Below are 11,525 nucleotides of genomic sequence, written 5' to 3'. Positions count from 1 at the left end.
GCGTCATCGACTCGCTGCAGCTCACCGACAGCCACAAGGTGGCGACGCCCGTGAACTGGAAGGACGGCGACGACGTGGTCATCATCCCGAGCCTGCAGGACCCGGCCGAGATCGCCCAGCGCTTCCCGAAGGGATACAGGGCAGTGCGTCCCTACTTGCGCATCACGCCGCAGCCGAACAAGTGATGCCTGGCAGTGCGGCTGGTGACCAGATGCGTCGCAGCGCCTTAGAAAGGGGCGGTGCTCATGGGCGTTCTCGTTGAATTCGATGCGCAGGGAAACTGGGGCAACACCCATGTTTGCGACTGCGAGATCGAACCCCGCCTTGCCCAACTGGGACTCGCGTGGGGGCAACAGGAGGGTGCCGGGATATGTCGGACAGCGACGCGCTTGGCGGAAGCTGTCGATGATCCGCGTCTGCTCTATCTGCGCGCAGGGAGTGGCTATGTCGGTGTGCTCTGCGAGGCAGGTGAATGGGTGGGCTGGGAAGGCGGAGCAAGCGTTTCGAACGACGCGCGTTCCAGCTTGCTGGCAGGCCCGTCATCCGCGCTGCCTTCGCTAGAGGAATTTCTCGAAACGATGCTTGAGCTCACCGGAAACACCGTTGACGAGGAAGACTAGGGAAACGGTGTTCTGCATATCGTTGTCTCTGTGGAGGGCTCGCCGCTCAGCCAATGAGCCTTCGCCTCTTTTTCTTTCATTCGCCGTTCGTTATCAGTTGCAAAACGGAGTGCCCGATCTTCATGGCCCAGCCATCTCGTCTCTTCCCTTCGAATGAATCCAGGTGCCATTTGGACTTTGAACACGTCGAAGCATTTCGGGAGGTCGCTCAGCGTGGCAACCTCACCGCAGCAGCTTCTGCTTTGCATCTCTCCAAGTCGACTGTCAGCAAGTACATGACGGCCCTGGAATCCCAGGTTGGCGTGAAGCTGCTCAATCGAAGCACGCGCGCGGTGAGCCTGACGGATGCCGGGCTGCTGCTTCTGCGGCGCAGCGGGTCCTTGATGGAATTGGCACGGCGGATTCACTCCGAAGTGAGGGCTGAGGCGAAGATCTAGCGGTCTTGGGCTTGCCCTGGCCTGCTCACCAGTGAGGGTGAATGGGCCGAAATACAGGACGGATCAGATACCGCTGCAGGATCTGCGCATACCCGCGGTAGTAGAAGTTGCCGTTCGCCGCCAGCACGGCCGCGCGGTTGCGCCGAAAGTGTCCGGGCAGGAGGTACCAGGGCATCGTCGGAGAACGGTGATGCACATGGTGCAGGTTGTTGTACAGGTAGAGCAGGCCGAACAATGCGTTCGACTCCACAATCGCCACGCGCTCGTGCGGCGAGTCGTCCCAGCGATGCTCGGTGAACGAGCGCAGGGCGCCGAGCATCATGCCCGGATAGACGAAATACAGGAGGTAGTCGGACAGGCGCATGCCCGAGATCACCGTGATGTATCCGAGGATCGGGAGGATGCCTGCCGCGTGGGCGACCCAGATCCAAGCATGTGAGAAGTCACCGGACATCAGCCGGCTGACCTCGGAACGCAGAAACTTGGCGAGGTAGAGCCAAGGCCCCACGACGAGCCGGAACGCCAGTGTCTGGTTGGCCGCGAGGACCGCGCGACGTAATCGACCATAGGCCTGCCAGGCAGATGCCGAGTGGTAGACGCTTTCAGTGTCTTTCTCGGGATGTGTCAGGTGGAAATTGACATGGTGGGCGCTGTGACTGTCGTGATACAGGCGGAACGGAAGCCATAGACTGAGCGGTGGCCAGACCAGCGCCCGGCGCAATGGCTTGGGAATGTGGCGCAGCGCATGAATGGCTTCATGTTGCAGCGAGGAGTGCAGTTGCACCAGGCAGCCGCCCAAGGCGAAAAGGAGCGGGCCAGGCAGCGCTGCATGCCAGTACACCAGCGCCGCCCAGGCGGCATAGAGCAGCAACGCCAGGGCAATCGTCGGCGCCTCGTAGCGCAGGCAAAGATGCGTGACTCGGGATTTCATGGGCGAGGGGTGCGCGAGATGTCTGTGGAGCGTGCCTGGACGGTGTCATCTTGTCGCGGGGCGACCCTCCTGCTTGCGTCCATTGCGCATGTGCACATGCGAAAACCGTTGCAGCCGCAGATCGGCAGGTCTTAGAGTCGGCAGAGCCGCACCACCGAGTTCATGACCCGCGCCACCCTTTTCCGACTCATCCCGCCTCAAGTCCTTCTGGAATTGCTCCTGGGGAAGACGGAGGTGGCCTTGCTCGATGTGCGGGAGGCCCGCGCGTACGTGGCCGGACATTTGAGCTTGTCGCGCATGGCGCCTTTGTCCACGCTCGAACTCGAAGTGCGCGCGCTCGTGCCCCGCCTTGGCACACCGATCGTTCTGGTTGATGGCGGTGACGCGCACGGACCGGCACCCCTGGCCGCAGCGTTGCTTGAACGCCTGGGCTACCGGGATGTACAGGTTCTTGCCGGCGGAACGGCGGGCTGGCGTGCTGCGGGCATGCCCTTGATTGACGGGTATGGCACCTTGCTCAAGGCGTTTGGCGACTGCGTGCGCAAACACTACGCCACACCGACATTGCGTGGGGACGTTGTTCGCGCCGCGCAAGGCTCAAGGCAACCCGTGACTCTGGTGGACGTTCGTCCGGCCAGCGAATATGCCTTCCTGTCCGTGCAGGGCGCAGGCAACCACGCCGGAACCGAACTTGCGCTGCGTCAGTGGCCGGCCGATGCCTCAGCCTCGCCATGGGCGATCAACTGTTTCAGCCGGACACGCGGCATCATCGGTGCCACCACGCTCCGTTTGCTCGGTCATCCCGATGCGTACTTCCTCGAAGACGGCGTGATGCAGTGGGCGCTCGATGGCGCGCCGGTCGTCCAGAACGCGCTGCCCGCAGTCGATCTGCCTGCGGCGGCCGAGGATGAACTGCGGCGCCGTGCAGCGGCCTTGATCGAGCGCTACGAACTGCCCCGTCTGGACGGGGATGCGCTGCGCCGGCTGAGCGCCGAATCGGAACGCTCCCTCTACGTCTTTGACCTGCGTCCCGGAGCAGGCGATGCATTTGACTCACCGCCCTGGGCGCGGGCGGTAGCGGGGGGACAACTGCTGATGCATTTCGAGAATCTCGTGGGCACCCGCAATGCCCGCATTGTTCTGCTCGACGAGCCTCACGGCCTGCGCGCAGCGATCACGTCCTTCTGGTTGCTCCAGCTGAACCAGGCCGACGTCTTCATTCTCGAAGGGCGCTGGCCCGAGCTTGCCCTCTGCGAGGCGGTCGATGCGTCGTCGAATGAACCCATCGATGGCTTGTCCGTCGAGCAACTGGCGACGTTGCTGGCTTCGGCTCCAGCACCGGTACAGATCGTCGATGTGGGGCCCAGCTTCGATTTCGAGCGGGGTCATCTGCCGGGCGCTCACTTCCTGTTGCCCTCGACGCTCGAGCCGCTGCGTCCACTCCATGAGGCCAGCGAACGGATCGTGTTCACTTCACCTGACGGGCGCGCTGCGCGCCTGGCCGCGCGTGGCATGCTGGAATGGTGGCCCGATAGCAAGGCGAGCTGGCTTGTCGGAGGGACCCTCGGGTGGCAAGACGCGGGGTTGCCGCTCGAGCAAGCATGGGAGCCTTGGCAACTCCTCACGCCCTTCGAAGACGATTGGGGCTCCGTCATGCGCGTCTCGGCGGCTCGACGCGATCGGGCGTGGGCAGACTACCTCACCTGGGAGCGCGGGGTGAGCGCGCGTCTTGTCTCTGATCCGACGGTGCGTTTTCGCTTGTTCTAAACTCTCTTGCACCGCGCATCGCGGCATGCCTTGCGAGTGCAGCGACAGGCCAAGTTCACATTCACGACGAGACAAACGCTTTTGATTGATGCTCCCTCGGACAATGGCGATTCTGAGGCGCCGAATCCGCACCTCCGCACTGAACCAGCAGGGCGCCTGAGGTCGAAGGACATTGCAAGGCTTGTTGGTGTGTCCCAGGCGACGGTCTCCAATGCGATCAACCGGCCGCATCTGGTGGCGCCGAAGACGCGAGCGGAGATTGTCCGGATCATGTCGGCTTCCGGGTACAGCGTGAACAGCACGGCGCGGGCCCTGAAGTCGGGCATCGGCCAGGCGATCGGGGTCGTGGTGCTCGATGTGGCCAATCCCTTCTGGGGAGAAGTCATCAAGGGCGTCGAGACGGTGACCTCGGCCGGCCAGATACCTCTGATCATCGGCAGCTCGAACGAGGATGCGGGCACAGAGCGGCGCATCCTGGAGTCATTCGAGTCTCAGGGCGTTCGCGGTGTGCTGGTGGCGCCGACCCATGCCAATCTGCCCACGTTGCGGCGCTTCCAGGCCAAGGGCATCAAGGTAGTCCTTCTGGACAAGGAAGACCCTGAAGGTGAGTTTCCCTCGATGAGCCTGGACCATGCGGCCGGCGCAGCGACTGCGGCGCGCTTCCTGCTCGACGGGGGCCACCGGCGTTTTGCACTGGTGAACGGATCTCCCGACATCTCCTGGTGTTCCAGCAGGTCGCGAGGCTTCCATGCGGAATGTGGCGGCGTCGCTGGTGCGGTGGTCCAGGAGTTCAACATGTCGGCGATGACCGTTGAAGAAGGATGGCGCAGCGTGTCCCTGCTGCTGGCTGTCGAGCCCGCGGTCACCGCCGTCTTCTGCGCCAATGACATGCTGGCGCTCGGCGTGCTCAAGGGACTGGCACAGCGTGGCATCGAGGTGCCGCGCCAGATGTCGGTGGTCGGCTACGACGACGCGATGTTTTCGGAATTGCTTTCGCCGGGCCTCACGACGGTGCGTCAGAGCGCCGCGGACATCGGGCGCCAGGCAGGACTCCTGATCGCACCGGAATTCGCACCTGCCGAGGAGCGAGGCGTGTTGCCCCACCCCCGACTGGTGGTGCGGGGGTCCGCCCGCGCGCTGAGCTAGCGCCTACGCGCCCGCATCCTGTTCGAGCGCAAAGTCCAGGGTCGGAATTGCGGCAATCAACTGCCGGGTGTATTCGTCGCGTGGCGTCTCGAGCACGGAGCGGGCATCCCCGTATTCACGCAGTTCACCATGCCGCAGGACGGCCACCTCGTGGCTGACACGCTGGATCACGCCCAGGTCGTGGGAGATGAACAGGAACGCCACGCCGGTCTCGCGCTGCAGTGAAACGATCAAGTCGAGGATCTGCTTCTGGACCGACACGTCCAGCGCGGACACCGGTTCGTCCAGAACCACGAGCCTGGGCTCCGTGGCCAGGGCGCGTGCGATCGAGACCCGCTGACGCTGTCCACCTGAAAGAGTGAGGGGGCGACGAGCGGCGAGGGCCGGATCCAGGCCCACTCTCGTGAGCCATTCGTCGATGCGTTGTTGTCGACGTCGTCGGTCCTCGCGGCCGAAGCGCATCCAAAGGGCCTCGCCGATGATCCGGCCGACGGTGTAGCGCGGATCGTAAGCGCTCAGCGGATCCTGGTGCACGAACTGGATGGGGCGCGCGCGATGCGATGCGAGCCCGGCCGCGAAGCCCGGAGAGTGAACTTCACCGGCCGAGGGCGCTTCCAGGCCAGCGATGATCCGGGCGAGTGTCGTCTTGCCGGATCCGGATTCACCGACAAGCCCCAACGTTTGCCCTTGCCGCAATGCAATGCTCACGCCTTTGAGCACTTCGCGCGGCGTTGATGTGCTTCCATGCCGGATGAAATGCTTCGAGACGCCCACGGCCTTCAGGATCGGTGCGTCTTCATTTGCCGACACGGGGACAGCTGCGGTTGACTGGCCGGCACCGAAATGCGGTACGGCATCCATCAAGGTTCGTGTGTAGGGGTGGGACGGCCGGCTCAGCACCCGGTGTGTCGGTCCGGTCTCCACCACGCGGCCGTTCTGCAGCACCAACACCTGGTCAGCCAGACTTGCCACGACGCCCAGGTCGTGGCTGATGAGGATCAGCGCAATGCCCTGGCGTTTCAGGCTCGCAAAAAGGGCGAGGATCTCCTGTTGCACGGAGACGTCGAGGGCCGTCGTCGGTTCGTCGGCGATCAGCACCGGCGGCCGGCCGGCCATCGCGGTGGCGATCAGTGCGCGCTGCCTGAGGCCACCTGAAAGCTGGGCAGGGTAGTCGTGATAGCGCGTCTGCGGGTCCGGCACCTGCGCGCTGGCGAGCAACTCGATGGCGCGCGCGTGTATTGAACCGGCGGGTGTGCCGCCTGTCGCCCAGATGGCCTCTTCCAGTTCCTGGCCGATGGTTCGCAGCGGATCCAGGGACACGAGCGCATCCTGAAGGATGTAGCCGATCGAGCGGCCGCGGATCGCGCGCCACTGGTGCTCGTCGAGTGCGAGAAGGTCCCGTCCGCCAAACTGGAGGGCGTCGGCGCGGATGCGTGCCGATGAACCGTTGAGCCCGACAAGGCTTCTCGCGGTGACGCTCTTGCCGGATCCGGATTCACCGACAAGGGCGACGCATTGGCCCGGTTCCAGGTCGAAGCTGACGCCGCCGACCGCGGTCCGACGCTCCGCTTGACCATCGAAGCTCACCTGAAGGTTGCGTACGCGCACCAGGGGGCCCGTACGCGGGAGGTCGTGCGATCTACCAGCCTGGTTCTTTCGACGCAGGCGATGGACGAGTCGATCGATCGAGAACGCGGTTTCGGGCATTACAGCCTTCCCTCCGATCGCTGCTGGAGCCATCGGCCCAGGATGGTGGTGCTCATCACGAACAAGGTGATGGCGAGACCGGGAAAGACGGCCGCCCACCATCCCATGGTGAGGAAGTTTCTTGCGTTGGTCAGCATGGATCCCCATTCAGGGGTCGGAGGAGGGGTGCCCAGACCCAGGAAGCTCAGTGCCGCTCCGGCCAGCGTGGCGCTGCCCAGCCCGATGGTCGCCACGACCACCAGGGGGCGCAGCGCATTGGGGACCACGTGGAGCCAGACCAGCTGCGCCGGACTCAGTCCAAGGGAGCGCGCCGCCTCGACGTAGGCCGATCCGCGCACGCGAAGCGTTTCCGCACGCACGATGCGGGTGTAGTAGGGAATGCCGGCGATGCCGATGGCGATCGTGGCGTTCAGGATGCCGCTGCCGAAGAGCGACACGATGAAGACCGCGAGCAGGAGTTCCGGAAACGCCGCACCGATGTCAGTGGCGCGCATGATGACCGTCGGAACGACCCGGCGGGTGAGCCCGGCCAGCAGTCCCAGCAACGTACCCACGCCGAGTGCGATGGCAATGGCACCGATGCCTAGGAAGATCGACGGGCGCGCGCCATGCACGATGCGGGTGTAGACATCGCGGCCGATCTGGTCGGTTCCGAGCAGGTGTTGTGCCGAGGGAGGCTGCAAGATGTGGGCACGGTTCGCCGAGAACGGATCACCGGGCGCGAGCAGCGAGGGCAACAAGGCAGCCAGGAGCAGCAGCACGAACACGCCGAGGGCCGCGGCAGCGACACACGTCGCCGCCCGGGGAACTCGCCAGCGGCTACGCGGCGCGCGCTCGATGGGCAGTGGTCGTTCCGCCACGAGAGTCCCGGAGGTGTTCATGGCGACGACGGCAGCTCGCTGCCCAGGCGGTGATCGATGAAGATGTAGGCGAAGTCGATCAGCGTGTTGACGATCACGAAGGCGAGCGTGCTGACGGTCACGAGGCCGAGCACCAGCGGCATGTCCTGCCGCGTCACCGCGTTGACCAGCAGTCGCCCGAGCCCTGGTCTGCCGAACAGGGTTTCCGTGATGGCAGCTCCACCGAGCAGGGCGCCGAAGGAGAAGCCGAGCATCGTGAGGTATGGAATGACCGCGTGCCGCAGGCCGTGACGTAGCTTGACCGCCAGCACCGACAGGCCGCGCGACCGCGCAGTCATGACAAAGGGTTGTTCGAGCACGTCCTCCATCGCGCGGCGCAGCACCTGTGCCAGGGGCGCGGCGGTTGGCAATGCGATCGTGAGTGCGGGAAGGATGAGGGTGCGCAGGTCGCCGGCGTCGAGCAGGGGAAACACGCGCCACTTCACCGAGAAGAGCAGCATCAGCAGGAATCCGATCCAGAACACCGGCGTGGAGGCCAGGAGCAGTTCGACCGCCTGAGCTGCTGCGCCAGCGCGGCGGCGTCCTGCAGTGAGGACACCGGCAAGCAGAGAAAAGGTGATTGCAAACAGGCTGGCCAGCGCGGCCAGGGCGATGGTCGGGCCCGCCTGTTCGGCGATCAACCGTGCCACCGGCTGTTCCTGCACATAGGAGATGCCCAGGTCGCCGTGCACGAGGCGCGCGAGGTAGAGCAGGTATTGCACGGGGAGCGGCCGATCGAGGTGGTATTCGCTGCGGATCGCCGCCAGCACCTCGGGTGTGATCGCGACGGCATCGCTGCCTGCGCCGGCGATCACGAAGGCGGGATCGACCGGCACCAGCCGCAACGCGAGGAAGGCGACCGTGTTCGCTCCCAGGATGGTGGCGGCTGCAATCGCGAGACGTCGCGCGACGCGAAGAAATCTGGAGTCCACGGTCACGGGCGCCGGTCGCTTCTCTCGTGCGTCTTCAGGGTTGCGCGATCCACGCGTCGAAGAGGAAAGGCTGGGGCCATGCGTTGTCCCAGGTGACGCCGTGCACGTTCTTCTGAACGGCAATCAGACGCGCGCGGGAGTACAGCGGAACGGAAGGTGCGTACTCGGGCAGGATTTCCTGCGCCTCGGCGTAGTACTTGGCACGGTCTTCTGCCTTGCCTGCAGCACGCGCCTTCGCGAGGACGGCATCGAGCTCGGGAATGCGCAGGAAGGAGGCGTTGGAGCCGACCGTCGAGCCGTCGCTGATGTTGTCGCTTCCATACAGGCGCCAGAGTTGCATGCCGGTGGCTTCGGACTGGAAGGACCCAAGCAAGCCGTAGTTGCCGTTGTAGAGACGCTCGGGCAGGTCCGTGACGGGCTGCAGCTGGATCTCGAAGCCCAGCTTGCGTGCATCGATCTGGACCTGCTCGAGCGTGCGCTGCGCGAGCTGATCGTTGTCGGCATAGGGAACGAACGAGCTCAGGCGCTGCCCGTCCTTGACGCGGTAGCCCTCGCTATCACGCTGCGACCAGCCGGCCTTGTCGAGCAGGCGAGCCGCGAGGTCGGGGTCGTAGCTGATCTTGTTCTTGAGGTTCTTCGCGAAATCCGGGGTGGTGCTCGCGAGGTACTCCTGCGTGGGGTAGGCGCCGAACGTCGCGCTCGCCACGATCTCGGCGCGATTGAGGCCGTGCAGCAGGGCCTGGCGCACTTCTTTCTGGTCGAAAGGCGGGCGGCGCGTGTTCAGGTGGAGGCTGTAGCCGACGCCAGGGAGCAGGAATTCCTGGGTCTGGTAGTCCGTGCTGGCCTTGGTCTGCTTGGCGTACTCCGGCGGAACATAGTCGACGACCTGGGCCTCCTTGGTCGCGAGGGCGTTGTAGCGCGTCTGGTCTTCAGGCAGGAAGACGTACTTGATGCTGTCGACGTAGGCCGTTCCGCGATGGAACTTGGCCGGGGCCCAGTTGTAGTCGTCGTTGCGAACGTACGTGAGGCTCTGGCCTTTCACCCAGTTGTCGAACTTGAAGGGGCCGGTACCGATGAGCTTCGTTGCCAGTGACTTGGGATCATTCTCGAGCTGCGCCTTGGACAGGATGCCGAAGTAGGGCGCTGCGATGAGCGTCAGGAAGCTGGATTCCGGCGTGGCCAGCTTGACCGACAGCGTGTATTCGTCAACGACCGTGGCGACGGGCTTGAGCTTGGCCGTGGAGCCCGTGGACTTGTTGGCCGGGTTCAGCACGTAGTCGAAGTTGGCCTTGACCGCCTCCGCGTTCAGCGGCGTGCCGTCATGGAACTTCACGTCCTTGCGCAGGTGAAAGACGTAGGTCGATGCGTCGTCGGACACCTCCCAACTCGTGGCCAGCCAGGGCTCGTACGTTCCGTCGCCGTTGTCCCAGACCAGTGAGTCGAGCGCAGGGCGCACGGAGTGCGCGCCCGAGCCCTGGTCGACCAGCGGGTTGAGTTGCGCCGGTTCGGCCCGGAGCGCGACGACCAGTTGCCCGCCGCGGGTGGGCGACGCGGAATCGGTCTTGACAGTCGATTCCGGTGCGGAGGGTGCGCTTTTTTCGGAGCAGGCGACCACTGCAAGGCCCAGTGCCGAAATGGCAAAAGCGCTTGCCAGCGGCTTGGCAAGGTGTGAAATCATTTCATTAAATGAAAAGTGATGGCTCATATTGAAATTTATTCGTATCAATTTCGGTCCTTCCAAGTATGATCCATAAGAAATTGATCGATTATTACCATTCTGAATATGAAGATTCGTTTCCTGCTTGAGGTGGCGCGATGAGCGCCGGATCAAAAACTGCGGCTGGTGCCGAGACGCTCTTTCCGGGGCTCGATGCGCGAAGCCTCGGTTTCGTTCGTGATCCGGCCGGGATCGATGGTGCGTTGAAGCAACTCGCATCCCGCGCAGTGGAGCGGGATCTGCGGGGCGGTTCACTCGAGGAAGAGCTCCGTGAACTCGCCCGCCTGGGCGTCACCGCGGCGCGCCTTCCGCTGGACGCGGGCGGTGGCGGGCTGGGCTACGCCCAGACGGTGGACCTGATCGTCGCGCTGGCGCGCGCCGACTCGAGTGCGGCTCAAAGCCTGCGCTCGCATTTCCTGCATGTCGAACACGTGGTGCAGGTGCCTGAAGCGCCAGGCAGCGCCATCGATGCACGCGAGATCGCCCAGGGGCGGATCTTCGGCAGCGCCACCACGGAAGTCGGGAACGTCCAGGTCGGCGCCGTCGACACCAGGGTGGCACGCGGGGCGGATGGCCGCCTTCGGCTGAATGGCCGCAAGTTCTACACGACCGGTGCCGGCTACGCGGACTGGGTGAATGTGTTCGCCGCGGACGACGCAGGCACGCATGTCATTGCGACGGTCCCTCGCCGAGCCGAAGGTGTCGTCGTCGTCGATGATTGGGACGGCATCGGCCAGCGGCTGACGATGAGCGGCTCCATGCACTTCGAGAACGTGCTTGTCGAGCCCGGACGTGTGCGCCCGCGCTCGACGGCCGAGGGCGCGCGGTCAGCGCGTCACGATGCCATGGCCCAGCTCACTCACCTGGCGACCTTGGCCGGTATCGCGATCCGTGCGTTCGAGGATGCTGCCGGGTGGCTCCAGGGCCGACAGCGGCACTTCAGCCACGCCGCCGCTTCCACGCCGGCCGAGGATCCCGTCGTGCAGGAGATCGTGGGGCGCGTCTCCGCGGTTGCGGGCACCGCATTGCATGCGGTTCGATCTGCCGCGCGCCAGTTGGAGGCACACGTCAATGCGGCCAACGAGGAGGGCTGCCGCGATGCGCATCGAACGGTGACGCAACTGCAGGTGGTGCTGCCCTCGCTGGTCATGGACGCGGCCCAGTCCCTCTTCGACATAGGCGGTGGTTCCCTCACCGTCGCAAGCCGCGGATTCGACAGGCACTGGCGCAACGCCCGGACCTTGGCATCGCACAACCCTTCGCCGCAGAAAGCCCGCGTGCTCGGCCACGAGGCACTCAATGGGGTTCCCCTGCCGGACATCTGGTACGCGGGGACCGCGCCGACCGTTCGCGCCTGATCCGTTCTTCT

10 protein-coding genes and 1 pseudogene are annotated in these 11,525 nt (G+C 64.7%); 6 read left to right on the top strand and 5 right to left on the bottom strand.

From position 1 onward, the window contains the following. From GAK38_RS17785 to GAK38_RS17775, 3 genes and pseudogenes are all read left to right on the top strand, one after another. Window positions 1-185, top strand: a pseudogene (locus GAK38_RS17785) (peroxidase); the annotation flags it as partial. A gap of 60 nt (window positions 186-245) precedes the next feature. Next, window positions 246-620 (top strand): hypothetical protein, encoded by a 375-nt coding sequence (locus GAK38_RS17780; protein WP_325346303.1) that lies wholly within the window; start codon window positions 246-248, stop codon window positions 618-620. Between the two features lie 53 nt (window positions 621-673). Next, complete coding sequence (locus GAK38_RS17775; protein WP_325346302.1) at window positions 674-1,057, top strand: LysR family transcriptional regulator; 384 nt, start codon at window positions 674-676, stop codon at window positions 1,055-1,057. 25 nt (window positions 1,058-1,082) lie between these two features. Here the strand turns inward: GAK38_RS17775 and GAK38_RS17770 are convergent, their stop codons facing one another. Beyond that, window positions 1,083-1,988 (bottom strand): fatty acid desaturase, encoded by a 906-nt coding sequence (locus tag GAK38_RS17770; protein WP_325346301.1) that lies wholly within the window; start codon window positions 1,986-1,988, stop codon window positions 1,083-1,085. Window positions 1,989-2,150: 162 nt separating this feature from the next. Between GAK38_RS17770 and GAK38_RS17765 the strand changes: the two genes are divergently transcribed. Together GAK38_RS17765 and GAK38_RS17760 are read left to right on the top strand one after the other, a co-directional pair. Further along, window positions 2,151-3,755, top strand: a complete 1,605-nt coding sequence (locus tag GAK38_RS17765; RefSeq protein ID WP_325346300.1) for a rhodanese-like domain-containing protein — start codon at window positions 2,151-2,153, stop codon at window positions 3,753-3,755. A 36-nt stretch (window positions 3,756-3,791) separates the two neighbouring features. Then, window positions 3,792-4,901 carry a LacI family DNA-binding transcriptional regulator gene (locus GAK38_RS17760; protein WP_325346299.1) on the top strand — a complete coding sequence of 370 codons (1,110 nt, stop codon included), beginning with the start codon at window positions 3,792-3,794 and terminating at the stop codon, window positions 4,899-4,901. A gap of 3 nt (window positions 4,902-4,904) precedes the next feature. On the opposite strand, the gene GAK38_RS17755 is transcribed toward GAK38_RS17760, so the two are convergent. The 4 genes from GAK38_RS17755 to GAK38_RS17740 are packed head-to-tail and all read right to left on the bottom strand — an operon-like array spanning window position 4,905 to window position 10,054. After that, complete coding sequence (locus GAK38_RS17755; protein WP_325346298.1) at window positions 4,905-6,608, bottom strand: dipeptide ABC transporter ATP-binding protein; 1,704 nt, start codon at window positions 6,606-6,608, stop codon at window positions 4,905-4,907. Next, the gene (locus tag GAK38_RS17750; RefSeq protein ID WP_325346297.1) at window positions 6,608-7,489 is read right to left on the bottom strand and encodes an ABC transporter permease; all 882 of its coding nucleotides are present in this window, start codon (window positions 7,487-7,489) and stop codon (window positions 6,608-6,610) included. The genes GAK38_RS17755 and GAK38_RS17750 overlap by 1 nt, the downstream gene beginning before the upstream one ends. Then, window positions 7,486-8,445 (bottom strand): ABC transporter permease, encoded by a 960-nt coding sequence (locus tag GAK38_RS17745; protein WP_325346296.1) that lies wholly within the window; start codon window positions 8,443-8,445, stop codon window positions 7,486-7,488. Before GAK38_RS17745 ends, GAK38_RS17750 begins: the two co-directional genes overlap by 4 nt. A gap of 28 nt (window positions 8,446-8,473) precedes the next feature. Beyond that, complete coding sequence (locus GAK38_RS17740) at window positions 8,474-10,054, bottom strand: ABC transporter substrate-binding protein (protein WP_325346295.1); 1,581 nt, start codon at window positions 10,052-10,054, stop codon at window positions 8,474-8,476. Window positions 10,055-10,254: 200 nt separating this feature from the next. Between GAK38_RS17740 and GAK38_RS17735 the strand changes: the two genes are divergently transcribed. Beyond that, window positions 10,255-11,514 carry an acyl-CoA dehydrogenase family protein gene (locus tag GAK38_RS17735; RefSeq protein ID WP_325346294.1) on the top strand — a complete coding sequence of 420 codons (1,260 nt, stop codon included), beginning with the start codon at window positions 10,255-10,257 and terminating at the stop codon, window positions 11,512-11,514. The last annotated feature ends 11 nt before the right edge of the window (window positions 11,515-11,525 follow it).

The organism is Xylophilus sp. (assembly GCA_009914555.1).
Lineage (GTDB): Bacteria > Pseudomonadota > Gammaproteobacteria > Burkholderiales > Burkholderiaceae_C > WNDY01.
Note: the sequence above shows the minus strand (reverse complement) of the source record. Positions and strands in the feature narration are given on the sequence as shown.

What these genes read in the sequence shown, in the direction of transcription:
- GAK38_RS17780 (WP_325346303.1), top strand. Translation starts at nt 246, where the DNA reads ATGGGCGTTCTCGTTGAATTCGATGCGCAGGGAAACTGGGGCAACACC.
- GAK38_RS17775 (WP_325346302.1), top strand. Translation starts at nt 674, where the DNA reads ATGAGCCTTCGCCTCTTTTTCTTTCATTCGCCGTTCGTTATCAGTTGC.
- GAK38_RS17770 (WP_325346301.1), bottom strand. Translation starts at nt 1,988, where the DNA reads ATGAAATCCCGAGTCACGCATCTTTGCCTGCGCTACGAGGCGCCGACG.
- GAK38_RS17765 (WP_325346300.1), top strand. Translation starts at nt 2,151, where the DNA reads ATGACCCGCGCCACCCTTTTCCGACTCATCCCGCCTCAAGTCCTTCTG.
- GAK38_RS17755 (WP_325346298.1), bottom strand. Translation starts at nt 6,608, where the DNA reads ATGCCCGAAACCGCGTTCTCGATCGATCGACTCGTCCATCGCCTGCGT.
- GAK38_RS17750 (WP_325346297.1), bottom strand. Translation starts at nt 7,489, where the DNA reads ATGAACACCTCCGGGACTCTCGTGGCGGAACGACCACTGCCCATCGAG.
- GAK38_RS17735 (WP_325346294.1), top strand. Translation starts at nt 10,255, where the DNA reads ATGAGCGCCGGATCAAAAACTGCGGCTGGTGCCGAGACGCTCTTTCCG.